Below are 23,923 nucleotides of genomic sequence, written 5' to 3' on the forward strand. Positions count from 1 at the left end.
CGGCCGGCAGGCAACCGTCGCCCTGACGACGTCCGACGGCGCGGATATCCGACAATGGGCCCCCCGGCGGTCGCCCGTGACAGGGGTTCCCTTCTCCACCGGGGGCGTTAAGAAGGTGCCCTTCCTTTCAGCTCAGGCCGAGGTCGCGGGCGATGATCATGCGCTGGACCTCGCTGGTGCCCTCGCCGATCTCCAGGATCTTGGAGTCGCGCCAGAACCGCGCCACCGGGTACTCGTTCATGAAGCCGTAGCCGCCGTGGATCTGGGTGGCCTCGCGGGCGTTGTCCACCGCGATGGTGGTGGCGTGCAGCTTGGCGATGGCCGCCTGCCGCTTGAACGGCTCGCCGGCCAGCATCCGGGCCGCCGCGTCGTAGTAGGCCAGGCGGGCGGTGTGCGCCTTCATCTCCATGTCGGCGATCTTGAACTGGATCGCCTGGTAGGCACCGATCGGCTGGCCGAACGCCTGACGCTCCTTCGCGTACCCGATCGACTCGTCGACGCAGCCCTGGGCGAGGCCGACGGCGAGGGCGGCGATGGCGATCCGACCCTCGTCGAGGATGCGCAGGAACTGGGCGAAGCCCCGGCCGCGCTCGCCGAGCAGGTTGGCCGCCGGGACCCGGCAGTCGTCGAACGTCAGCTCGTGGGTGTCGGAGGCGTTCCAGCCGACCTTCGAGTAGCCGGGCGCGACGGTGAAGCCGGGGGTGCCGGACGGCACGATGATCGTGGACAGCTCCTTGCCGCCGTCCGGTCGAGTGCCGGTGACCGCGGTGACCGTCACCAGGGCGGTGATGTCGGTGCCCGAGTTGGTGATGAACGCCTTCGAGCCGTTGATCACCCACTCGTCCGTGGACTCGTCCAGCACGGCCCGGGTCTGGGTGCCGCCGGCGTCGGAGCCGGTGCCCGGCTCGGTGAGCCCGAAGCCGGCGAGGGCCTCGCCGCTGACCAGCTTCGGCAGCCAGCGCGCCTTCTGCTCGGCCGTGCCGAAGCGGAAGATCGGCATCGCGCCGAGGGAGACCGCCGCCTCCAGGGTGATCGCCACGCTGGAGTCGACCCGGGCCAGCTCCTCCAGCGCCAGGCAGAGCGCGAAGTAGTCGCCGCCCATGCCGCCGTGCTCCTCCGGGAAGGGCAGCCCGAACAGGCCCATCTTGCCCATCTGCCGGATCACCTCGTACGGGAAGGTGTGCTTCTCGTAGTGCTCGGCGATGACCGGGGCGACCACCTCGCGGGCGAAGTCCCGCACGCTGGACCGCAGCGCCTCTTGCTCGTCGGTGAGCCGGAAGTCCATCGGTTCCTCCTGGTACGGGTTCCTCCGCCGGGCGCTCGTGACGCCGACGGGTGGGGTGGTTCTCGAATCCGGGGTGCCGGTGCCGCCCGGGGGTGGGGGCGGTCGCCCGCCGGTCAGACCGGGGTGACGCCGTGCCGACGGCGGGAGAAGTGCCGGTCCTTGGTGCGGGCGGCGGCGAACCGGCGGACCAGTTCGGCGCGCAGCTCGTGCGGTTCGACGATCGCGTCGACCACCAGTTCGCTGGCGAGGCGCACGACGTCGATGTCCCGCTCGTACTCCTCGCGCTTGGCGGCGACGTAGGCGGCCCGCTCGGCCTCGTCGGCGATGGCCGCGATCTTGTTGGCGTAGACGGCGTTGACGGCGGCCTCCGCGCCCATCACCGCGATCTTCGCGGTGGGCAGGGCGATCGTGGCGTCCGGCTCGAAGCCGGGGCCGGCCATCGCGTAGAGGCCCGCGCCGTACGCCTTGCGCACCACCACGCAGATCTTCGGCACGGTCGCCTCGGAGATCGCCGTGATCATCTTCGCCCCGTGCCGGATGATGCCCTGCTTCTCCACCGCGCTGCCGACCATGAAGCCGGGCACGTCGGAGAGGAACAGCAGCGGCACGTTGAACGCGTCGCAGAGCTGCACGAACCGGGTCGCCTTGTCGGCCGAGTCGACGAAGAGCACCCCGCCCTTGAACATCGAGTTGTTGCCGACCACGCCGACGACCTCACCGTTGAGCCGGCCGAAGCCGATGGTCAGCTCCTTGGCCCAGAGCGCCTGGATCTCGAAGAAGGACCCGTCGTCGAGCAGGCCCTTGACGTACCGGCGCATGTCGAACGCCTGCCGCTCGCTGGCCGGGACGAGCGCGGCCAGATCGGCCTTCTCCGGCGCGGCCACGGCCTCGGCGGCGGGCGGCGGCTGCGTCCAGTTCGCCGGCAGGTAGGACAGGTAGCGCCGGACCACGTCGAGCGCGTCGGCCTCGGTCTTGCAGAGGAAGTGCCCCACGCCCGACTCGGCGCAGTGCACCTTGGCCCCGCCCATCGCCTCCAGGGTCGTCTTCTCGCCGGTGACCATCTCGACCATGCGGTCCGAGCCGAGGTACATGCTCGCGTTGCCGTCGACCATCGCGACCACGTCGCAGAACGCCGGGATGTATGCCCCGCCGGCCGCGCTCGGGCCGAACAGGGCGCAGACCTGGGGGACGGAGCCGGAGGCGCGGACCTGGTTCCAGAAGATCTTCCCGGCGCCGCGCCGGCCGGGGAACAGGTCGACCTGGTCGGTGATCCGCGCGCCGGCCGAGTCGACCAGGTAGACCATCGGCACGCCGGTCGAGTACGCGCGCTCGATGATCCTGATGATCTTCTCGACGGTCCGCGCGCCCCAGCTTCCCGCCTTGACCGTGGAGTCGTTGGCCATCAGGCAGACCTGCCGGCCGTCGATGGTGGCGGTGCCGGTGACCACGCCGTCGGCGGGCAGGCCGTCGGCCAGGGCGTTGGCGTAGAGGCCGTCCTCGACGAACGAGCCCTCGTCGACCAGGAGCGCCACCCGCTCCCGGGCGAAGAGCTTGCCCTTGGCGGCGTTCGCCGCGTGGTACTTGTCCGCACCGCCGGCCCGGGCCCGCTTACGCAGTTGCTCCAGTGCCTCACCGTCGAGCGTCACGCCGACTCCCTCGCCAGACCGACCTAAACGATCGTTAGGCTAACGTATCAGGGCACGCTCCGGCGAACCACCGGGGGAAACGTCGGGCCGCCCCACCCGCGCGACGTGGTGGGGTCGAGAATCCGGGAGAGGAACGACCTGGTCCGCTCGTGGCGTGGCGCGCCGAGCACCTCCCGTGGCGGCCCCTGCTCGACCACGACGCCGCCGTCCATGAACACGACCCGGTCGGCGACCTCTCGGGCGAACGCCATCTCGTGGGTGACCACCAGCATCGTCATGCCCTCCTCGGCCAGCCCGCGCATGACGGTGAGTACGTCGCCGACCAGTTCCGGGTCGAGCGCGGAGGTCGGCTCGTCGAAGAGCATGAGCTTGGGCTCCATCGACAGCGACCGGGCGATCGCCGCCCGCTGCTGTTGTCCGCCGGAGAGCTGCGCCGGAAACGCGTCGGCCTTGTCGGTCAGCCCGACCCGGTCCAGGTTGGCCCGGGCGATCCGCTCGGCCTCGGCACGACCGCGCCGGAGCACCCGGCGCTGGGCGATGGTGAGGTTGGCCGACACGGTCAGGTGCGGGAAGAGATTGAACGACTGGAAGACCATGCCGATGCCCCGACGTACGGCGTCGATCTCGACATCGGGATCGGTCAGCTCGACCCCGTCCACCCAGACCTGGCCGGCGGTCGGCTCCTCCAACAGGTTTACGCAGCGCAGCAACGTCGACTTGCCCGAGCCGGACGGCCCGATGACGCAGACCACCTCGCCGTGCCCGACCTCGAGGTCGATGCCCCTGAGCACGTCGAGCCTGCCGAAGGACTTGCGCAGGCCACGGAGTTCGACGGCGGGGCGGGCGGCGGTCGTCATGCGGATCACCGGGCCTTGGCGTAGCGGAGTTCGAGGCGGCGTACCACCTGGGACAGGGGGAGGGTGACGACCAGGTAGGCGAGGCCGGCCACCAGCAGTGGCGTGGCGTTCACCCGGTCGTTGAGCATGTCCCGGCCGAACTTGGTGACCTCGATGGTCTGCGCCGTCACGCCCAGCACGTAGGCCAGCGACGAGTCCTTGGTGAGCAGGATGAGCTCGTTCGTCAGCGGCGGGATCACGATCCGGAACGCCTGCGGGACGACGATGGTGCGCATCGCGGTGACGTGCGACATGCCGAGGGTGCGCGCCGCCTCCATCTGCCCCTTCGGCACCGCCTGGATGCCGGCCCGGATGGTCTCGGCCATGTACGCCGAGGCGGTCAGCCCGAGCCCGATCGCGATCGCGCCGAACACGCCCCCCGGAATCTCCCGCTCCGGGAAGGCGATCGGGATGCCGTACCCGACGAGGAAGAGGACCAGCAGCGCGGGCAGCCCCCGGAACAGCTCGACGTAGGCCGTCGCCACCCAGCGGTAGGGGGCCACCCGGGACAGCCGCATCAGCGCGAGGAGGGTGCCGAGCACGAGGCCGAAGGCGAACGCCCCCAGCGTGTAGAGGATGGTGTTGCGCAGCGCGACGGTGATGATCGTCGGGAACATCGCCTCGACGATGTCGACGCGGAAGAACGCGGCTCTCAGCCGGCCCCAGTCCGCGGCGACGAGCACCGTGGCGACGACGGCGAGGAAGGCGAGGTACTGCAACCCGAGGGACAGCCGCTCGCGCTGGCGACGTCTGAGCCTCATCGGTTCGGTCGCCTGCCGATCCACCTCTCGTAGATCGAGTCGTAGGTGCCGTCCTGCCTGGCCCTGGCCAACACCTCGTCGATCTTTCTGAGCAGTTCCGGGTTGCCGTCCTTGCGCACCGAGAACCCGTACTGCTCGCCGGTGTCGAACTCGGCCGCCACCACGAAGCCGCCGGGGTTCTCCCGGATGTACTCCGCCCAGACCGGCAGGTCGTTGATGGCGGCCTCCACCTGGCCGTTGGCGAGGGCCTGCTGCTCGGCGGCGAGATCCTCGAACTCCACGAGCCGCAGGCCCTTCTCCTTCGCGAACCTGCGGGCGTAGTCACGGCCCGTCGTGGCCGCCTGGACGGCGACCTTCCTGCCGCGGAGGTCGTCCAGCGACCGGTACGTCTTGCCGGTCTTGACCAGCAGCGCCTGGGTGGCGTCGAAGTAGGGGGCGGAGAAGTCCATCACCTTCTGCCGCTCCGCGGTGATCGTCATGCCGGCGGCAGCCGCGTCGCACTTGCCCGTGTTCAGGTCCTGCCCGGACTTGATCCCCTCGAACGGCGTGTCGACGATCGCCTGCTGGACGCCCAACTCCTTGGCGACCAGGTCCATCAGGTCGACGTCGAACCCGACGACCTTGCCGGTGGAGTCCTTGGACTGGAACGGCGCGTACGGCAGGTGGGTGCAGACGGTCAGCGTGCCCTTCTGCACGAGCCTGACCCCGCCTGCCTGAACCTCGCTCTCGTCCTTCTTGGCGCATCCCGCGATGGCGACCAGGGCGACCATCGTCACCAAGAAGCCGGCCTTCCGGGCCGGGCTGAGACAATTCACGGCGATGTCCCTTCGATTCCCCCGCAGATCGGGCAGTCAGGGTCGCAACAGGGGGACCGTACCCGATCAGGCGAGCCACACCTAGGCGAAATAACTATCTGCGGGAATCCCATCCCGAATGTGGAAGATTCACCGACTGACGCCAATCTTCCTGACACGCCGACCCCATCCGCTTGACCGCAGATCAAGAACCTCGCCACCACCCCGACGGGCACCCGGACGACCACCCGCAGCGCCACACACCACCATTACTAAACGCGAAGCAGTCGGACATTATCGCTATGCCCTTTTCATCGCCGACAGACGATCGACGCCTATGCATAGACAATTGACCAAGATCATAATTACCATCCGATGCAGTCAATGGGGACTTACCGATCTTGTCGGCCGCCCCTCGCGCCGGCAGGCCAGAGAACTGCTCGGGAGAGGTGCCCCCGTGGTCTCCTCAGCAACACGGTGAAGATCTCCGCGACCGACGGCGCGAGCCGGAGCCCCGCCGAGGTCGGCGCCCTCCTCACCGGGCCCGTCCGGCCACGTCCGGTCGACATGACCGTGGTGGACCTCGTCGACCGGAGCGTCCGACGACACCCCGACGCCGTCGCGGTCGTCCACCCGGCCGGCGCGTTGACGTACCGGGACGTGGACCGGCTCGCCGACACGGTGGCCGCCGACCTGCACGCCGTGGGCGCGGGCCGGGGTGGCTTCGTGGTGCTCCTGCTCGACGACCCGGTGGAGATCCTCGTCGCCATGCTCGGCACCATGCGCTCGGGCGCGGCCTTCGTGCCGTTCGACCGCGCCTGGCCGGCCCAGCGGCAGGCACGGATGCTCACCGGCCTCGGCCCGGCGGCGGTCCTCGGGCCCCACCCGCCGCCGGGCGGGTCCGCCGCGCCGGTGATCGGCGTACGGATCGGGCCGGGCCCGGCGCGGGCGCGCCCGCCCGCCACCCCGCCCCGGCCGGGGGACCCGATCTACGCCTTCTTCACCAGCGGCTCCACCGGCCTGCCGAAGTGCGCGGTCAACCTGCACCGGGGGCTGGTCAACCGCTTCCTGTCGATGACCGAACGGTTCGCCGCCGACGGCGACGTCGTCCTGCAGAACTCGGCGCACACCTTCGACTCGTCGATCTGGCAACTGCTGTGGCCGCTGACCCGCGGCGCCACCGTGGTCATTCCCGACCGCGGCGGAATCCTCGACTTCGACGCGACCCTGGCCCAGATCCACCGACACGGGGTCACCATGACCGACTTCGTGCCGAGCATCCTCGACCTGCTGGTCGAGCGGTTGCGAGGCCGGCCGCAGGACCGGCACCTGCTGGCCTCGCTGCGTCAGGTCTTCATCGGTGGCGAGGCCGCGAAGCCGCACACCGTGCAGGCCTTCCGACGGATGCTGCCGGGCCTGCGGGTGACCAACACCTACGGCCCGACGGAGGCGTCGATCGGATCGGTCTTCCACGCCGTGGGTGACGCCGACCGGCAGGCCATCCCGCTCGGCCTGCCCCTGCCCAACACGTCCGTCCTGCTGCTCGACGAGCACGGCGACCCCACCCCACCCGGCGTCGTCGGGGAGATCCACCTCGCCGGCGTCTGCCTGGGCGCGGGCTACCACGGCGACGCCGAGCGGACCGCCCAGGTCTTCGTGCCGAACACGTACGCCGGCGTGCCGGGCGACCTGCTCTACCGCACCGGAGACTTCGGCTGGGTGCGCGAGGACGGGCTGTTGATGTTCAGCGGCCGCCGGGACGCCCAGGTCCAGATCGCCGGGGTCAGGGTGGACCTCGGCGAGGTGGAGCACGCGGTCACCACGCTGCCCGGCCTGCGCCAGGTGAAGGTGCTCGTCGACGAGGCCGGTGCCACGGCCGCCCTGGTCTGCTTCTACTCGGCGGACCGTGGGGTCACCGAGGCGGCACTGCGCGAGCACGCCGGTGCCACCCTGCCCGGCGCGCTGGTGCCGGCCCGGTTCGTCCGGCTCGCCGCCCTCCCGCTGCTCGCCAACGGCAAGGTGGATCAGGAACGACTGCGCCGCCGGCTGACGGGTGTCGGCGGACGGACCGCCGACGCCGGGGCGGCGTACCCGCCGGAGAGCGTCGAGGCGCGGATCGCCGGGATCTGGACGCGGGTGCTTGGCCTCAGCACGTACGACGACGGCTTCTCCACCCTGGGCGGGACGTCGCTCGGCGCGGCCCGGCTGACGGTGGAGTTCGAACGCGCCTTCGGCGTCCGGCTGGACGTGCGCGACCTGCTCCGGGCCGCCACCATCCCCGCGCAGGCCGCGCTGGTCCGCCGGGGCGGGCCCCTGCCGCCGCCCACCGCCGCGCCGGGCGTACCGGCCGGGGACCTGCGGCTCGACGACCTGGGCCCGGCCCGCGCGCGGCGGGCCGGCGACCCGGGCGCGATCCTGCTGGTCGGCGCGACCGGCTTCATCGGCTCGCAGGTGCTCGCCGCCCTCGCGACGCGGGGTGACCGACCGGTCGTCTGCCTGGTCCGCGCCACCGACGACGAGGCCGCCCGGCACCGGGTGGCGACCGCGCTCGCGGCGGCCGGCCACCGGCGCGGGGAGACGTGCGGTTGGTCCGCCCTCGCCGGTGACCTGACCCGACCCCAGCTCGGGCTGACCCCGCGCCAGTGGCGACGGCTCCACCGGGAGGTCGGCACGATCGTCGACGCCGGCGGCCACGTCGACACCCTCCGCGACTACGCCGACCTGCGGGCCACGAACGTCCACGGCCTGCGCACCCTCGTCCGGCTCGCCGGCACGCACATCCGCAAGAGGCTCATCTCCCTGTCGACGACGACGGTGCGCGGCGCTGCGGGCACGCCGCTCGCGGAGTCCTTCCTGGCACCCTGGTCGACGCTTCCCGCCGACGGCTACAGCCAGTCCAAGTGGGTCGGCGAGCAGCTCGTGCGGGTTGCCGCCGAGCAGGGTGTCCCGGCCGCCGTCGTGCGGCTCGGCGAGGTGGCCCCGCACTCGCGCACCGGCCACGCCAACCCGCGCTCCTCGCTGACGATGCTCATGCGGCTCTGTCTGCGCCTCGGCGTGCGACCACCGACGTGCCTACGCGTCGACTGGACCCCTGTCGACGTGGTCGCCCGGATGGTGGCCGCGCTCACCGAACCGCACCGTCCCGTCCCGCCCGGCGGCGTCCTGAACGCGGTGGCGCCCGGCTCGGTGCCCGTGGCCGACCTGCTCTCCCGGCTCCGCACCGGTTCCGGGGCGCTGCCGGAAGTGCCGTACGACCGGTTCCTCGACCGGGCCGCCGACGCGGTCGGCGATGACGAGACGGCTCGCTGCCTCGCTGTTCTTCGGCCCCGCAACGCCGCGGAGTCCGACCCACTGGCCGGGGTGTGCCACGACGCCCTGGTCGGCACCGACACGATCCGGGCCGCTCGGCTGGCCCGGGAGCTGGGGCTCGCCTGGGACACGGGCCGGGGCCGGGAGATCGACACGATGATCGACCGTCTCGTCGGGACGCCTCCCCTGTCGGTGGATCGTTCGCACCTGTCCAGCGCGACCGCCCAGTGAAGCGCGGCCAACCGGTCCAGGAGACGCCATGAAGGTCAACCTCTACTACGCCCCGTACCCCTCCCAGATCTTCCAGGGCGAGAGCGAGCCGATCAACACCGAGCGGCCGCACAACCCCAAGAGCGCACTGACCACGATCGCCGCCGGCCTGCGCGCGTACGCGTCGCACTTCGGCTACTCCTGCGACATCGAGATCGTCGATCTCCAGCTCGGCGGGGAGCGGGTGAAGTACAAGTCGCTGCCGTACGGCCCCCGCGTCATGGACTGTTTCCGGTACGGCACCCCGTTCGAGGAGGCCGACGAGAAGATCCGGTCGGCCGACGTGCACGGCATCACCTGCAACTTCACCAACAGCGCGCAGATCGTCGCCGACCTGGCCCGGCACATCAAGCGGGTCGACCCGAAGGCACTGGTCGTGGTGGGCGGGGTCGACTGCACCGCCCGCCCGCAGTACTACCTGGCCCGGGGCGCCGACGTCGTGGTGCGCGGCGAGGGCGAGCTGACCTTCGCGCGGGTCGTCGACGCGGTCAACCGGCGCCGGGACCTGGGCACGGTGCCGAACATCTCGCTGCCGGGCCGGCTGATCCCCACCAAGGTGGACACCTCCGAGACCGTGCCGATGGACTCGATCGAGCCGATGGCCCTGGACCTGGTCCCCGACCTGGCGGTCTACGACGACACCGCCGAGGGGCCGCCGCCGGAGGGCGTGCAGGGCAGCTTCATCTGCTGGGAGACGTCGCGGGGCTGCGCGTGGCGGTGCTCGTTCTGCACCGCGCCGTCCCGGGGCGGGTACCGCTACATGAGCCTGCCGACGATGGAGAAACACCTGAAGACCTTCCAGGCGTACGGCATCAAGACGATCGTCTGGCAGGAGGACAACCCCCTCTCCCGCATCCAGCAGAACGGCGCGGGGCGGTACCTGTACGACTCCGGGCGCGAGGAGGTCCTCGCGATGTTCCACATGTTCCGCGACCACGGCTTCGCCTGGGAGTTCGCCAACGGCATCGAGTTCGGCAAGTTCATGCAGGGCGGCACGTTCGACCACGAACTGGCCGAGGCCCTGCTCGGCAGCAAGATGGTCGACGGCCGGTGGGTCGGCTGCTACCGGGTGCAGATCCCGCTGGACAACATGAACGTGAAGAAGCGCCGGTTCCCCAAGCTGCTCGGCTTCGACGAGCAGGTGGACGTCCTGGCCACGATGCTCACCGACCACGGCGTCGGCCACCAGACGTACGACCTGTTCATCGGCTATCCCGAGCACGACCATGAGGGCATCGACATGTTCACCGACTACTGCCTGCGGCTCAAGGAGGAGCTGACGGCGGTCGGGCGGGGCAGGTACCAGCCGTACTTCAACGTCTTCAACCTGTCGCTGCTGCCCGGCGCGCGGGACTGGACCACCCTGCACCACCTGCTCCAGTTCGACATCGACGAGAACCCGGAGGTGATCGGGATCTTCCTGTCGGCCATCAACACCGAGCACTTCACCTACTGGGACATCTACCAGAAGCGCCTCGAGATGACGACCATGCTCAACGACCGCGAGATGCACCGTCTCTACGACGGCATCTACGCCGGCTGACGGGAAGGTTCCGGCCATGCGCGTCACCCTGTTCTACGCCCCGTACCCGGGGCAGTCGTTCCGCGACGCGGACACCACCATCAGCCCGGTGCGCGTCCGCAACCCGAAGAGCGCCCTCGTCACGCTGGCCGCCGGCACTCGCGCCTACCTGCGGGAATGGGGGGTCGAGGCGGAGTTCAGGATCGTCGACACCCAGGTCGACGCCGGCGAGCCGGTGCACTACGCCTCGTTCCGGTACGGACCGCGCACGGTCGACTGCCACCGCTACGGCGGCGCGTTCGAGGCGTACGCCGACGAGGCCCGCGCCGCCGACGTCATCGGGATCTCGAACAACTTCACCAATTCGGCGCGTGTGGTGACCGACTTCGCCAAGTTCCTCAAGCAGGCCAACCCGGAGGCGCTGATGGTCGGCGGCGGGATGGACGTCACCGCCCGGCCGGAGTGGTACCTGGCCAACGGCTTCGACGTGGTGATCCAGCTCGAGGGCGAGCAGACCTTCGCCCGGCTGATCCAGGCCCGGGCGACCGGCAGGCCCGTCGAGGAGACGGTGCTGACCCGGCGGGTCGGCGACGGCTTGGTGATCATGGGCGGCCCCCAGCTCAACCTGGCCGAGCTGCCGCCCATGGCGCTCGACCTGATCGACGACCTGTCGGTGTACGACGACACCGGCGAGGGGCAGCCACCGGCGACCGTGCGCGCGCCCTTCACCTGCTTCGAGACCTCGCGCGGCTGCTACCGCACCTGCTCGTTCTGCGCGACCCCGATGCGGGGGCACTACCGCTACATGAAGCCGGACGTGGTCCGCCGGCACCTTGAGCACCTCAGGTCGATGGGCATCTCGAACATCCTCTTCCAGGAGGACAACACGCTGTCCCGGATCCAACGGTCGGGGCGGGGCACGCTGCTGCACGACAGCGGGCGGGAGGACACCCTGGAGATCTTCCGGATCGCCCGCGAGATGGGGTTCTCCTGGGAGTTCGCCAACGGCCTCGAATTCGGCAAGTTCCTCGACCTGGGCGAGGTCGACCGGGAGCTGATGGAGACCCTGTTCTGGAACGACACCAGCGGCGACCGCTGGATCGGCTGCTACCGGGTGCAGATCCCTTTGGAATACCTCGGTGACGAGCCCACCAAGAAGTTCAACAAGCTGCGGCCGTTCCAGGAGCAGATGCGGATCATCACGTCGATGCTGGACCTCGGCGTGCGGTACCTCACCTTCAACATGCTGATCGGGCACGACGACGACGACCTGCCGATGATCGACATGTATCTCGACCGGTGCCTGGAGCTCAAGGAGAGGCTCACCGAGACCAGCTCCGAGGCGATCAACTACTTCAATGTCTTCAACCGGACACTGCTGCCGGGAACAGCGGACTTCCGCAAGAAGGCCGATCGGCTATCGTTCGACATCGAGGAAACGCCGGAGGTGATCAGCGTCTATCTCTCGCCGATGCCCTCGAAACACCTGTCGTACTATGAGCTGTTCGAGCAACGCCTCCGCCTCACCGAGGCGCTGAACGGTTCGCTGATCGACCAGTACGACGGGATCTACCGACCGGGAACCACGCAGAAGGAGTCCGTCCCCGTTGTCTGAGCTGGGCACCAGTGTCGCTGGGTGAAGCCGTCGGGCGCTACGCCGCGCTCTGGCGCACGCCCGGCGTTCCCCGGGTGATGTTGCCCGCCATGCTCGCCCGGCTGCCGGTGGCCATCGAACCGCTCGCGATCTTCCTGCACATCAGCGCCGAGACCGGCTCCTACCCGGCCGGCGCGACGGCCCTCGGCGTGTTCTCCGCCGCGCTCGCGGTCGCCTGGCCGCTGCACGGCCGGCTCATCGACCGGCGCGGGCTGCGGGGCGTGCTGCTGGCGCTGGCGGCCCTGCACTCGGCGGCGCTGGCCGGGTTCGTCGCCGTGCGTGACGGCCCGGCCTGGCTGCTGGTGGCGTCGGTGGCGCCCGTGGCGCTCACCCTGGCCCCGGTCGGCTCGACCGTCCGCGCGGCCTGGGCGCTGATCCTCCCGCCCGGGCCGGCGCTGAACACCGCCAACGCCCTGGAGGCGGTGCTGGTCGAGGTCTTCTTCGTGATCGGGCCGGCAGCGACCGGCCTGCTGACCGGCTCCTTCAGCGCCCTCACCACCACGCTGCTGGCCGGCGGCATGCTGGTCGTCGGCTCCCTCCTGTACGGCACCGCGCCGGCGCTCTCGACGCGACGCCCGGAGGCCGGCCGGTCCGGGCCGGCCGGCCCGGCGCGCGGAGCCGAGCGCGGTCGGGGCGACGTGCGCCCCTGGCGGGTTCCCGGCGTCGTGGCGATCATGGTGGCCGCCGGCGGTGCGGCCGCGGCCTTCGCCGTACTCGAGGTCACGGTGCCCGCGAGCGTCGCGGCGCGCGGCGACTCGGCCGCGACGGGCGTGGCGCTGCTGTCGATACCGCCGGCGGCCAGCGTCCTCGGCGGCCTGGTCTACGGGGCCCGGCGGCACACCCGGCTGCCGATCCACCGGTACCTCGTGCTGCTGGCGGTGGCGTTCGCCTGCATGGTTCCGCTGGTCTTCGCCAGCTCGGTCGCGGTGCTCGCCGCGTGTCTGTTCCTCGCGGGCCTGCCGCTGGCGGCGCTCAGCTCGGAGGAGTTCGGGTTGCTCGGCAGCCTGGTGCCCAAATCCGTGATCAACGAGTCGTTCGCGCTGGCCGCGACGATGATGGCGGTGGGCAGCGCCGCCGGAACGCTGGCGGCCGGTGCCGTCCTGGGCGAAATCGGTCCCATGACGGCGCGCGTGCTGTCTCCGGTGGCCGCGTTCGTCGCATTCGCGGCCGTCCTGCTGGTGCGGGGCACGCTGAGCCGCGTCGACGACCTGGTCGGCGCGGAGAGCCGACAGTGACGTTCCGCCCCGCCGGCCGGCGGGGCGGGAGGTGAGACGACGGGGGGGGATCAGTGAGCGACTACCACGGCGCTCGCAGCACGGGGGTGACCGCGCCGGAAGCGCTGGGCCGGCACCGGGCGGACGACGCGGGAGAGGTCGTCGTGATCGTCGACCCGTTCTCGACCGGCGCCCTGCTGGCACCCGCGTTCGCCCGGCACGGCCGGCGCTGCGTCGCGGTGCTCAGCGGCACGATCAACGAGAGGTACGCCGCCGGTCTCCGCGCGGACGACTTCCTGACCGTGCTGACCGCTCCGGGCGACTCCCCGCACGCCGTCCGTCACCTCGCCGAGCTCCTCGCCCCGGCGCGCCCCGCCGAGGTGCTCGCGGGAAGCGAGTGGGGCGTCAACCTGGCCGACGACCTCGCCGACGCGCTGGGGCTGCCCGGCAACGCCCGTTCGGCCGACCGCCCCCGGCGGGACAAGCCCGCGATGATGAGGGCGGTGGGCGGCGCGGGGCTGCGGGTGCCGCTCGGCGCGCCGGTGCGCAGCGTGGCGGAGCTCGCCGACTGGCTGGCCTCGACGCGGGTGCTGCCGGTGGTGGTGAAGCCCGTGTCCAGCGCCGGCTCCGAGGGGGTGCACTTCTGTGCGGACGCGGAACAGGCGCGGGCGGCCACGGCGAGGCTGCTCGGCACGACGGACGCCATGGGTCAGCCCATCGAGTCGGTGCTGGTGCAGGAGCAGCTCGTCGGTCAGCAGTACTTCGTCAACAGCGTGAGCCTCGACGGCCGGCACCACATCCACGAGGTTTGGCAGGACGACCGGTTCTTCGTCGACGGGCGGCCCGTGTACGACCGCCAGGTGCTGCTCGACGGCAGCGGCGACACCCAGAAGCTGCTGGGCAGGTTCGTCGAGGAGGTGCTGGACGCGCTCGGGGTGCGCAACGGGCCGGCCCACACCGAACTCCTCGTCGACGACCGGGGCCCGGTGCTGATCGAGTCCGGGGCCCGGCTGGAGGGCGGCGTCACCCCGGCCGGCCCCGAGCGGGCGACCGGCGAGAGCCAACTCTCGCTGACCGTCGAACGCTACGTCGCTCCGGACCGCTTCGCCCGCCGGATCGGCCGGGGTTACCAGCGGCAGCGGGCCATGACGGTCGTCTGCCTGGTCGCGCCGCACGACGGTCTCGTCGCCGACGGCGCGGCGGAACGGCTGGCCGCCCTGCCGTCGGTCTTCTGCGGATCGGCGCTGGACCTGCGGCCGGGCACCCCGGTGCGCAGGACGGTGGATCTGTTCACCTCGCCCGGTCATCTCTACCTGATCGCCGACGATCCGGCCCGGTTGGAGGAGGACTACCAGCGAATTCGCGCCCTGGAGACGAACGCCCTGTACGGGTACAGGTAGCGGTGGATCTTCGTTGAGTTGGCGATATCCTGATCGCTTATCTGCTGAATGAGGATCCAATGGACGAATTCACTTATCGCGACGGCTCGCTGTGGTGCGAGGGGGTATCGCTGACCTCGGTCGCCAACCGGTTCGGCACCCCCACGTACGTGTACTCCGCGAACACCCTGATCGACCACTACCGCCGTTTCGCGAAGGCCTTCGACGCGGTCAACCCGCTGATCTGCTTTTCGGCGAAGGCGCTGAGCAACGTGCATCTCCTGCGGTTGTTGGGCCAGGAGGGCGCCGGCATCGACGCGGTGAGCGGCGGTGAACTGCACCGGGCCACGGTGGCGGGCATCGATCCCGAGCGCACCGTGCTGGCCGGGGTGGGCAAATCCGAGGACGAGCTTCGCGACGCCGTGCGCAGAAAGATCCGCTGCATCAACGTCGAGTCCGAGGCGGAGGTGGAACTGCTGTCCCGGATCGCGCGGGAGGAGGGCGAGCGCCCACGGCTGGCGATCCGCGTCAACCCGGATGTCGCTCCGGACCAGCGCACCCCGGCCCGGACCACCACCGGCACCCGGGGCGGCAAGTTCGGCGTGGACATCGAGCGCGCCGCGGCGCTCTTCGCGCACGCCGCCGCCGACCGGTCGCTACGCATCGAGGGCTTCCACGTCCACCTCGGCAGCCCGATCTTCGACCCCCAGGTGTACGCCACCGCGCTGGACCGCCTGCTCGGCCTCGTGGCCCGGCTGGAGGCCGAGGGGCACCGCATCACCACCCTCAACCTCGGCGGCGGCTTCCCCGCCGAGTACGTCGACCGCACCGCGCCGAGCTGGGACGACTTCGCCGAGGTGATCGTGCACCGGCTCGCCGGGTTCCGCCGCGGCGGCGGCCAGGTGATCTTCGAGCCGGGGCGGACCATCGCCGCCAACGCCGGCATCCTGCTCAGCACGGTCCGCTACCTCAAGCAGGCCGGCGACCAGCAGCTCGCCGTGATCGACGCGGGCATGACCCACCTGGCCCGGGCGGCCATGTACGACAGCTACCACTTCATGTGGCCGGTGCTGCCCCCGGCGGAGGCCGTGCCGGTCTCCCGCGACGTGTCGGGCCTCGCGGGCCTGACGGCGTACGACGTGGTGGGCCCGATCTGCGAGTCCAGCGACTACCTGGCCCGGGGCCGGTCGCTGCCGGTGCTGGCGGCCGGCGACCACCTGGCGATCTTCACCGCCGGGGCCTACGGCATGACGATGACCAGCAACTACAACAGCCAGCTCCGGCCGGCCGAGGTGCTGGTCCAGGGCGACCAGGTGACGCTGGTCCGGCGGCGGGAGACGTACGCCGACCTGGTGGCCCTGGAACTGCTCGACACCAGCGACCACCGGGACGGGTGATGGACGGCGACGTGTCGGTCACGGCCCTGCGATCGGTCGCCGAGATCGGCGAGGACCAGTGGAACAGCCTCGCCGAGGGCAACGGGTTCTACCTGGGCTACCCCTGGATGGCCTGGGCCGAGACCGACCCGTCGTTCGTCACCACCTACCTGGTCGCCCGGGACGCCACGGGAGCCGTGCTGGCGGCGGTGGCGACCTACCTCTGGGGCGGCGTGAGCGTGCCGTCGATGAACCTGGCGTACAGCCCGGGCCACATCTGCGAGGAGAACCTGGGCCGGCCGCTGTCGCCCGATGAACACGCGTCCTTCCTGCCGGCCCTGCTGGTGGGCTCGCGGGCCGGCTACCACGGCGCCGTCGCGATCTCCGCCGCGCTCACCGCCGACCGGCGGGACGCGGTGCTCACCGCGATCTTCACCGAGGTGGAGGCGCTGGCCGCGCGGCTCGGCGCGGCCAGCGTCGCCCTGCTCTACACCCCGGCCGCGAACGCCCCGGCCTACCGGGCCGCCTGGGACCGGGCGGTCGGCCCGTCCGGCCGCGGCCCGGTGGCCGCGCCGCTCTCCGCCGAGGCGGTGCTGACCGCGCCCGGGCGCGGAGCCTCCGAGCGGGCGGCCGAGGCCGCGCAGCGGCGGGAGTGGCGGCGCGAACAGCGGCGGTACGACGCCACGGTGGACCGGGTCGAGACGGCGCGGCTCTCCGAGTGCGTCGACGTGGTCGCGCCGCTGCTCGGTGCCACCCAACGCAAGTACGGCGGGCCGGACACCGACGCCGCCATGCACCACTACTTCGCCTCGCAGGTGCCGGCGCTCGACGCGTACAGCCACGTGCTCCTGGAGTACGCCGGCGACGCCGTCGTGGGGTTCAGCCTGAACTACCTGTGGCACGACGGGGTGTACGTCCGCGCCGCCGGGTTCACCGAGCGGGCCGCTCCGTACTCGTACTTCAACCTGACGATGTACCGGCCCCGGGAGCTGGCGGCGGCGCGCGGGCTTGCCTCGGTGCACCTCGGGGCCGGCACCTACGGCGCGAAGCGCGCCCGGGGCGCCGAGCCGCGCTGGACGGCGGGGCTGGTCCGGCCGCCGGTGGGCGTCTCCGCCGAGCTGGCGCGTGCCTTCGCCGTTCCCGGCTCCGACCACCGGCAGGCGGTGCGGACCTGGGGAGAGGACGTCCCCGCCCCGCGACCAGAGAGGTGACCCATGCGCTACCGCAGGTTCGGCCGGTTGGGCTGGCAGATCAGCGAGGTCTCGTACGGCATGTGGGGGGTCGGCGGTGGCCTCCACGGCTGGACCGGCGTCGACGAGGACGAGAAGTTCGCCGCCCTCCAGCGGGCCGTCGACCTCGGCTGCAACCTCTTCGACACGGCCTGGATCTACGGTCGCGGGCACAGCGAGCGGCTGTTGGGCGAGCTGGTCCGGGCCAACCCGGGCACCCGGCTGCACGTGGCCACCAAGGTGCCGCCCAAGGACCTGCGCTGGCCGTCGACCCGCGCGTCGGCCCTGGACGACGTCTTCCCGCCCGACCACATCGAGGAGTACGTCCACAGGAGCCTCGACAACCTGGGCCTGGAGTCGATCGACCTGCTCCAGTTGCACGTCTGGGAGGACTCGTGGGCGGACGACCCGCGCTGGCAGCGGACGCTCACCGGGCTGCGTGACCAGGGCCTGATCGGCGGGATCGGCATCTCGGTCAACCGCTGGGAGCCGTGGAACGGCGTACGGGCGGTCGGGACCGGTCTCGTCGACGCCGTCCAGGTCATCTACAACATCTTCGACCAGGATCCGGAGGACGAGTTGTTCCCGGCGGCGGTGGAGCACGACGTCGCGGTCATCGCCCGGGTCCCCTTCGACGAGGGCACCCTCACCGGCACGCTGACCCTCGACTCGACCTGGCCGGAGGGCGACTGGCGGAACTCGTACTTCGTGCCGGAGAACCTTGCCGCGAGCGTGGCCAGGGCGGAGGCGCTGCGCGCGGACCTGCCCGCCGGGATGTCGATGCCGGAGGCGGCGCTGCGCTTCGTCCTGGCGGACCCGAGGGTCTGCACCACCATCCCCGGGATGCGTCGGGTTCCGCACGTCGAGGCCAACACCGCCGTGAGCGACGGGCAGCCGCTCGACCCGGGCGTGCTGGCGGCCCTGCGTCGGCACCGCTGGTCGCGGCAGCCGACCTGGTGGTCGCAGTAGCGACGGTGGAGGGGCCGGCACGCCGCCGGCCCCTCCACCGCTTCCCGAACCGTCAGGCCGGCAGCGGCGTCAGCCGGGTGCGCGGGCCCGCCCGCAGGACGCCGGAGGGGAGCTTCTTGCCGAGCAGGTGCTCGGCCAGCTCCGCCGCCTCGACGAGGGCCGCCAGGTCGATGCCGGTGTCGATGCCCATGTCGTGCAGCATGTGCACCGCCTCCTCGGTGGCCAGGTTGCCGCTGGCCCCCGGCGCGTACGGGCAGCCGCCGAGGCCGCCGACGCTGGCGTCGAACTCGGTCACCCCCAGCTCCAGCGCGGTCAGCAGGTTGGCCAGCGCCGCGCCCCGGGTGTTGTGGAAGTGCAGCAGCACGGGGACGTGCGCGTTGCGGTCGCGTACCGCGCCGACCAGCTCGCGGACCCGGCGGGGCGTGCCCATGCCCGTGGTGTCGCCGAACGCGACCCGGTCCGCGCCGTCGCGGACCACCCGGTCGACGATGCCGGCGACCCGCGCAGGGTCGACGTCCCCCTCGTACGGGCAGCCGAAGCTGGTCGCCACGATCACCTCGGCGGTCGCGCCGGCGCCGTGCAGCAGGTCGATCAGCTCGGCGATGTCGTCGAGCGACTCGGCGGTCGACCGGTTGACGTTGCGCCGGTTGTGCGTGTCGCTGGCCGAGACCACCACCTCGATCTCGGTGAACCCGGCCGCCAGGGCGCGCTGCGCGCCCCGGGTGTTCGGCACCAGCGCCGAGTAGCGCACCCCGGGGGCCTTCGCGGCCCGCCGCCACACCTCGTCGGCGTCGGCCATCTGCGGGATGGCCCTGGGGTGCACGAACGACACGGCCTCGATCCGGCCGACCCCCGTGCCGGAGAGGGCGTCGATCAGCCGCACCTTGGCGTCGGTCGGGATCGGCTCCTCGTTCTGGAGCCCGTCGCGGGGCCCGACCTCCCGGATCGAGACCGCCGCTGGCATCTGGCTCATGGTCACCTCGCTGTGACGTCGGGCCGCCCGGGTACCGCCGCGCCGCCGCCCCTCGTGGGGGCGGCCCGCGTGCGACGCCGGACGGCCGGTGGTCCCCCCAGGGAACCAGAACCCCGGGGCGACCCGCCAGGGCCGGGCCGAGCGGCGAGGCCGGGCGCGCCGAGGGCCGAGGCCCGGCGGCCCCTACCCGGCCGCGCGACCAGGGGATCGGACCTGCTGTGCGTCCGCCTTTCGCCGCAGTGGCCCTTCCGGCCGACTGCGGAAGCACGTTGGTCGCACCGGGAGTCCGTACGGTCGGAACCACCCTGCCGTGCCGATCGGGAGTCCCGCCGGATCGTTGCGTTGAGGACGGCCCAACCGCCAGGGCGGGCCGCAGCGGCGAGGCGCCGGGCACCGACCCGACACCTCGCCACCGCCTCCGGGGATCAGGGCTGCGACGGTCCTTCCAAGAGCTCCGCAGCGCTCCGGAGCGCCGCCGAGAGGACGCCGGCGCACGCGGCGGCGTCCTCTCGGCCCAGGAGCACGGCCAGGGCCGCCGCCCCGTCGACGCCCGCCGACACCGCCCGGAGTCCCCGGGCCGCCCCGGGACGCGCGGCCCGGCGCCGGGCGCCGTCGATCTGTCTTCCTCTTGTCATTTCCACCCACCAGTGCGGCAAGATGCAGCGGTGGAATTTCCACCGGCCGATTGCACGCACCGACAATGGGAAGCACCGATCGCCCGCCCCCGTGTCGGTTACGCGCCGGGAACAACGACGCGGACCGGCCGGGCGCGCGCCGTTCTGGCCGGGTAGCCGCCCGGGTGGCCGGCCAGAGTGGACGGCCCACGCCCGCGCGACGCGGCCCGGAGCCGAAAAGGGATCGAGGCGGGGCGGCCACGAGGAATAGGACCGTCCAACCCGGACAAGCACCCGGCCAGAAACCGTCCACCGGCGCAGGGAAAGTCCGTCCAGGGTTGATCAGAGGGGGTACAAATACTGTTCCGCGTCATGGAGCTCTTGGAAGGACCTGTGACCGCCCCCGATCCTGGAAGGAACGATGACATCGAATCGAACCTCGCCTTTCCCGGCGAGGGAACAGCACCAGCGGCACCGGCTCGTCCCCCGAGAGACGCTGGCCGCCGACTACGAGAAGGAGTACGGCTCGGCGGCCGTCGCCGACTACGCCCTGGCGGTCCGCGACCTCGTCGAGCAGTGCCCGGAGATCGGGCCGGTCGACACGTGGAGCAGGTTGGCCCAGCGGATCTGCCGGGGTCGGGCCGCGCGCGACCGGAAAAACTGGCGCAAGAGGCTGTCCCGGCACTTCACCACCGAGTCGAAGGGCCCCCCGTGGCAGACGGTGGAGCTGGTCGTGAAGCACACCGTGCCGGAGCCCGACCGCGCCGCGACGCTGCGCCGCCTCGGGCTGCTGTACGAGGCGGCCCGGCTGGAGAAGCCCCCCTCGCACGCCGACGGAACGACCGGGGACGGCGGAACGACCGAGGGCGGCGTCGGCAACCGCCCGGGGGCCGTCGACGATGCCCTCTATCGCCGGGCGCGGCAGCGGATCGCCGCGTTGGAGCGGGAGCTGGCCGCCACCCGCGCCGAGGCCGACCGGCTGCGCGCGCAGCTACGCGCGCCCGGCCGGCAGGCCGGTCAGGGGCCCTCACGGCACCGGCCGCTCGGTGAGGGCCCCCTCCCGAAGGACATGCCCCGGCAACGGGACTCCTCGGCCCACGGCGGGCCTCCCCGCGTGGGACGGAACCCGGGCCGGTTCGCCGCCGCCCCCGCTTCCCGGATGCCCCGGCTGGACCAGGTCTGGCTCGACCCGGGCACCCGGGCCCCGACCTACCGGCTGGACGCGCGCACGCACCTCCCCGGCGGCGTGCCCCGGGCCTGACCAGGGGGTTCGCGTCGGCGGGCGAGCCGCGAACCCCCTGTCGGGGCGGCGGCCCCGGCCGCGACTCCCGGTCGGAACGTCAGCGCATCCGGCCGACGATGCCGGTGTCGTAGTCGCCGGAGCGGAACTCCTCGTTCTCCAGCAGCTCGGCGAAGAACGGGAGGTTGCACTTCGGGCCGGCCACCTCGAAGGCCGCCACCGCCGCGCGGGCCCGGTCCAGGGCCTCCGCCCGGTCCCTGCCGCTGACGATCAGCTTCGCCATCAGGCTGTCGTAGAACGGGGTGACCGGGTTGCCGTCGACGTAGCCCGAGTCGACCCGGACGCCCTCGCCGGCCGGCTCGTTCCAGGTGGTGATCGTCCCCGGGCCGGGCAGGAAGCGCTTCGGGTCCTCGGCGTTGATCCGCAGCTCGATGGCGTGCCCGCGCGGCGTCAGCGCGTCCGGGTCGAACGTCGGGGCGAGGCCGGCGGCCACCCGGAGCTGCTCCTCGACCAGGTCGACGCCGTAGACGCACTCGGTGACCGGGTGCTCGACCTGGAGCCGGGTGTTCATCTCCAGGAAGAAGAACTCACCCGTCGCCACGTCGAGCAGGCACTCGACCGTGCCCGCGTTGCGGTAGCCGACCGCCTCGCCCGCGCGCACGGCCGCGCCGAGGAGGCGCTCGCGCAGCTCCGGGGAGACCGCCGGGGACGGCGACTCCTCGACGAGCTTCTGGTTGCGCCGCTGCACCGAGCACTCCCGCTCGCCGAGCGCCACCACCCGGCCGTCGGCCAGGCCGAGGATCTGCACCTCGACGTGGCGCACCCGGGGGAAGTACCGCTCGATCAGCACCGAGCCGTCGCCGAACATCCGCTCGGCGAACGCGCGCACCTTGTCGTACTCGGTGCGCAAAGCGGCCTCGTCGGCGGCCACGGCCATGCCCATGCCCCCGCCGCCGGCTGCGGCCTTGACCATCACCGGGTAGCCGATCCCGCCGGCGGCGGCGAGCGCCGCGGCCAGGTCGGCGGCCGGCTCGGTGGTGCCGGGCGCGACCGGCACGCCGGCCGCCGCCATCAGGTTCCGGGCGTTGATCTTGTCGCCCATCGCGGTGATGGCCTCCGCGCCGGGCCCGACCCAGATCAGGCCGGCCTCCTCCACGGTACGGGCGAACTCGGCGTTCTCCGACAGGAAGCCGTACCCGGGGTGGATCGCCTGCGCGCCGGTCGACTTGGCGGCGGCGAGGACGGCGTCAACGTTGCGGTAGCTCTCGGCCGGGTTCGCCGGCCCGACGCAGATCGCCTCGTCGGCCTCGGTCACGAACGGCAGGCCAGCGTCGGCCTCCGAGTGCACGGCGATCGCGCGGATCCCGAGCCGCCGTGCGGTGCGGATGATCCGGCGGGCGATCTCGCCCCGGTTGGCGACCAGCAGCGAATCGATCATGCTCTCCTCCAGCGGCGTCCAAAAGGTGGGACGGAGGCAAGGAAACCACGAATGACCCGCCATCCACGAGTCGGCCGCCAAGCCGCAGCCGCCAGCGCGCCCGTGTCGGGCCGAGGCCCCCGGCGTATGCCGAGGGCCTGCGGGATGGAAGTTCTTGCGGGGCGCGTGCGGTCAGCCGACGGTCTTCGCGAGGTCGAGGAAGCCACGCCACGCGGCCGGCGAGAAGGAGAGGGTTCCGCCGTCGCGGTCCTTCGTGTCACGGACGAGGACGACGCCGGGCAGATTGTCAGCGACCTCGACGCAGTTGCCCTGGTTGTTGCCGCTCTTCGTTGACTTGCGCCACTGCGCGCCGCTCATGTCCATGCTGCCGCCGCTTCCCGCAGAAGGTCCAGGGACTGCGACCGAGACAGGGCCTCGCCTCGGATGCGCTCCCACCGTCGCTCCAGGGTAACAAGATCCGCCCCTTGCTCCAGGATCTGCGCCTGCGCCTGACTGTCCACATACGCCACGCGCGCCCCGCCAGGCAACTCGGCAAGCGTGAACGGGCCGCCGAAGCCCGGGTACATCCCGGCGGACGCCGGCACGATGTGAATCTGCACCGAGGGAAGCTGCGCGCACTCCACCAGATGTTGCGTCTGCGCCGCCATCAACGCGCGGTCGCCGGGGCGGGCGCGGCGCAGGACGCCCTCGTCGACGACGGCGACGTAGAGCGGCCCCCCGTGCCGTCGCAGGATCGCCTGCCGGGCGAGCCGCGTCGCCGCCAACTCATCGACCTCGGATGGCGACAGGCCCTCACCCTCGACCGTCGCCCGCGCATACGCCTCGGTCTGCAGGAGTCCCGGCACCCACGCAAGCTCGAATCCGCGCAGCGCGACGGCCTCGCGCTCGATCTCCACCCACGGCCGGAACCACGCCGGCTCACGTCGCTTCAGAACGTCCGGCCAAAGGTCCTCTACGTCCCGCCTGAGGATCGCTGCGAGCTGCGAGCGGCGTTGGGGTCTCGGTATACGCCCCAGGCTCACCCATCGCTGAGCGGTCTTTGGATCCACCCCCACCTGAGCGGCGAGGCTCTCCGCAGTTTCGCCAGCCTGAGCCATGGCCGCTATGAGTCCGTGATTCACCGCGTCCTCCTGCATTGACGTCCCGAACGCCCCGAAGTCCTACCCTAACGCTGTGTCTGCGTCCCATCACGATGCGGCAGGTTGGTTTTCAGGACGGCGCGGGTCGGCTGGGGAAGGTACGCCCCGGCCCGTGCTCGTCGAGGGGGCCGCCCGGTCGGTCCTGCGCACGAAGCGCGGGCGGCCCCCTCTCCAGTCGCCACGGAAAGGGGGACAACCATGCCAAGCCGAGAAGG

General features: G+C 71.8%; 18 protein-coding genes. 9 read left to right on the top strand and 9 right to left on the bottom strand.

Features of this window, described 5'->3' with window-relative positions:
• Window positions 1-127: 127 nt before the first annotated feature.
• From LPU43_RS04980 to LPU43_RS05000, 5 genes are all read right to left on the bottom strand, one after another.
• Window positions 128-1,285: an acyl-CoA dehydrogenase family protein gene (locus tag LPU43_RS04980; RefSeq protein WP_229399016.1), complete on the bottom strand. Its 1,158-nt coding sequence runs from the start codon at window positions 1,283-1,285 to the stop codon at window positions 128-130.
• A 113-nt stretch (window positions 1,286-1,398) separates the two neighbouring features.
• Window positions 1,399-2,931, bottom strand: coding sequence for an acyl-CoA carboxylase subunit beta (locus LPU43_RS04985; protein WP_229399017.1), 1,533 nt, complete (start codon window positions 2,929-2,931; stop codon window positions 1,399-1,401).
• 47 nt (window positions 2,932-2,978) lie between these two features.
• Window positions 2,979-3,788, bottom strand: coding sequence for an amino acid ABC transporter ATP-binding protein (locus tag LPU43_RS04990; RefSeq protein ID WP_229399327.1), 810 nt, complete (start codon window positions 3,786-3,788; stop codon window positions 2,979-2,981).
• A 5-nt stretch (window positions 3,789-3,793) separates the two neighbouring features.
• Window positions 3,794-4,588, bottom strand: coding sequence for an amino acid ABC transporter permease (locus tag LPU43_RS04995; protein WP_229399018.1), 795 nt, complete (start codon window positions 4,586-4,588; stop codon window positions 3,794-3,796).
• Complete coding sequence (locus tag LPU43_RS05000) at window positions 4,585-5,403, bottom strand: basic amino acid ABC transporter substrate-binding protein (RefSeq protein WP_229399019.1); 819 nt, start codon at window positions 5,401-5,403, stop codon at window positions 4,585-4,587. Before LPU43_RS05000 ends, LPU43_RS04995 begins: the two co-directional genes overlap by 4 nt.
• Window positions 5,404-5,859: 456 nt before the next feature.
• Between LPU43_RS05000 and LPU43_RS05005 the strand changes: the two genes are divergently transcribed.
• The 8 genes from LPU43_RS05005 to LPU43_RS05040 are packed head-to-tail and all read left to right on the top strand — an operon-like array spanning window position 5,860 to window position 18,304.
• A complete protein-coding gene (locus LPU43_RS05005; RefSeq protein WP_229399020.1) occupies window positions 5,860-8,922 on the top strand; it encodes an amino acid adenylation domain-containing protein in 3,063 nt (1,020 codons plus the stop codon).
• A gap of 28 nt (window positions 8,923-8,950) precedes the next feature.
• Window positions 8,951-10,504: a B12-binding domain-containing radical SAM protein gene (locus LPU43_RS05010; RefSeq protein WP_229399021.1), complete on the top strand. Its 1,554-nt coding sequence runs from the start codon at window positions 8,951-8,953 to the stop codon at window positions 10,502-10,504.
• Between the two features lie 16 nt (window positions 10,505-10,520).
• Window positions 10,521-12,098 carry a B12-binding domain-containing radical SAM protein gene (locus LPU43_RS05015; protein ID WP_229399022.1) on the top strand — a complete coding sequence of 526 codons (1,578 nt, stop codon included), beginning with the start codon at window positions 10,521-10,523 and terminating at the stop codon, window positions 12,096-12,098.
• A gap of 11 nt (window positions 12,099-12,109) precedes the next feature.
• Complete coding sequence (locus tag LPU43_RS05020) at window positions 12,110-13,372, top strand: MFS transporter (RefSeq protein ID WP_229399023.1); 1,263 nt, start codon at window positions 12,110-12,112, stop codon at window positions 13,370-13,372.
• 53 nt (window positions 13,373-13,425) lie between these two features.
• Window positions 13,426-14,751 (top strand): ATP-grasp domain-containing protein, encoded by a 1,326-nt coding sequence (locus LPU43_RS05025; RefSeq protein ID WP_229399024.1) that lies wholly within the window; start codon window positions 13,426-13,428, stop codon window positions 14,749-14,751.
• Between the two features lie 59 nt (window positions 14,752-14,810).
• Window positions 14,811-16,127, top strand: a complete 1,317-nt coding sequence (gene lysA, locus LPU43_RS05030) for a diaminopimelate decarboxylase (protein ID WP_229399025.1) — start codon at window positions 14,811-14,813, stop codon at window positions 16,125-16,127.
• A complete protein-coding gene (locus LPU43_RS05035; protein ID WP_229399026.1) occupies window positions 16,127-17,317 on the top strand; it encodes a GNAT family N-acetyltransferase in 1,191 nt (396 codons plus the stop codon). Before lysA ends, LPU43_RS05035 begins: the two co-directional genes overlap by 1 nt.
• 3 nt (window positions 17,318-17,320) lie before the next feature.
• A complete protein-coding gene (locus LPU43_RS05040; protein ID WP_229399027.1) occupies window positions 17,321-18,304 on the top strand; it encodes an aldo/keto reductase in 984 nt (327 codons plus the stop codon).
• Between the two features lie 52 nt (window positions 18,305-18,356).
• On the opposite strand, the gene LPU43_RS05045 is transcribed toward LPU43_RS05040, so the two are convergent.
• Window positions 18,357-19,277 carry a hydroxymethylglutaryl-CoA lyase gene (locus tag LPU43_RS05045; RefSeq protein WP_229399028.1) on the bottom strand — a complete coding sequence of 307 codons (921 nt, stop codon included), beginning with the start codon at window positions 19,275-19,277 and terminating at the stop codon, window positions 18,357-18,359.
• A gap of 1,035 nt (window positions 19,278-20,312) precedes the next feature.
• On the opposite strand from LPU43_RS05045, the gene LPU43_RS05050 reads away from it, so the two are divergent.
• Window positions 20,313-21,152 (top strand): hypothetical protein, encoded by an 840-nt coding sequence (locus LPU43_RS05050; protein WP_229399029.1) that lies wholly within the window; start codon window positions 20,313-20,315, stop codon window positions 21,150-21,152.
• Between the two features lie 79 nt (window positions 21,153-21,231).
• On the opposite strand, the gene LPU43_RS05055 is transcribed toward LPU43_RS05050, so the two are convergent.
• The 3 genes from LPU43_RS05055 to LPU43_RS05065 all read right to left on the bottom strand — a co-directional run bounded on the left by LPU43_RS05055 (window position 21,232) and on the right by LPU43_RS05065 (window position 23,690).
• Window positions 21,232-22,569 carry an acetyl-CoA carboxylase biotin carboxylase subunit gene (locus LPU43_RS05055; RefSeq protein WP_229399030.1) on the bottom strand — a complete coding sequence of 446 codons (1,338 nt, stop codon included), beginning with the start codon at window positions 22,567-22,569 and terminating at the stop codon, window positions 21,232-21,234.
• A gap of 171 nt (window positions 22,570-22,740) precedes the next feature.
• The gene (locus tag LPU43_RS05060) at window positions 22,741-22,926 is read right to left on the bottom strand and encodes a DUF397 domain-containing protein (protein ID WP_229399031.1); all 186 of its coding nucleotides are present in this window, start codon (window positions 22,924-22,926) and stop codon (window positions 22,741-22,743) included.
• Window positions 22,923-23,690, bottom strand: coding sequence for a DUF5753 domain-containing protein (locus LPU43_RS05065; RefSeq protein ID WP_229399032.1), 768 nt, complete (start codon window positions 23,688-23,690; stop codon window positions 22,923-22,925). Before LPU43_RS05065 ends, LPU43_RS05060 begins: the two co-directional genes overlap by 4 nt.
• Between the last annotated feature and the right edge of the window lie 233 nt (window positions 23,691-23,923).

This window comes from Micromonospora okii, from assembly GCF_020884795.1.
Classification (GTDB): Bacteria; Actinomycetota; Actinomycetes; order Mycobacteriales; family Micromonosporaceae; genus Micromonospora; species Micromonospora okii.

Coding starts and splice junctions, on each gene's coding strand:
- LPU43_RS05015 (WP_229399022.1), top strand. CDS start 10,521: ATGCGCGTCACCCTGTTCTACGCCCCGTACCCGGGGCAGTCGTTCCGC.
- LPU43_RS05060 (WP_229399031.1), bottom strand. CDS start 22,926: ATGAGCGGCGCGCAGTGGCGCAAGTCAACGAAGAGCGGCAACAACCAG.
- LPU43_RS05010 (WP_229399021.1), top strand. CDS start 8,951: ATGAAGGTCAACCTCTACTACGCCCCGTACCCCTCCCAGATCTTCCAG.
- LPU43_RS04980 (WP_229399016.1), bottom strand. CDS start 1,285: ATGGACTTCCGGCTCACCGACGAGCAAGAGGCGCTGCGGTCCAGCGTG.
- LPU43_RS05055 (WP_229399030.1), bottom strand. CDS start 22,569: ATGATCGATTCGCTGCTGGTCGCCAACCGGGGCGAGATCGCCCGCCGG.
- LPU43_RS05040 (WP_229399027.1), top strand. CDS start 17,321: ATGCGCTACCGCAGGTTCGGCCGGTTGGGCTGGCAGATCAGCGAGGTC.
- LPU43_RS05045 (WP_229399028.1), bottom strand. CDS start 19,277: ATGAGCCAGATGCCAGCGGCGGTCTCGATCCGGGAGGTCGGGCCCCGC.
- LPU43_RS05035 (WP_229399026.1), top strand. CDS start 16,127: ATGGACGGCGACGTGTCGGTCACGGCCCTGCGATCGGTCGCCGAGATC.
- lysA (WP_229399025.1), top strand. CDS start 14,811: ATGGACGAATTCACTTATCGCGACGGCTCGCTGTGGTGCGAGGGGGTA.
- LPU43_RS05050 (WP_229399029.1), top strand. CDS start 20,313: ATGACATCGAATCGAACCTCGCCTTTCCCGGCGAGGGAACAGCACCAG.
- LPU43_RS04995 (WP_229399018.1), bottom strand. CDS start 4,588: ATGAGGCTCAGACGTCGCCAGCGCGAGCGGCTGTCCCTCGGGTTGCAG.
- LPU43_RS04990 (WP_229399327.1), bottom strand. CDS start 3,788: ATGACGACCGCCGCCCGCCCCGCCGTCGAACTCCGTGGCCTGCGCAAG.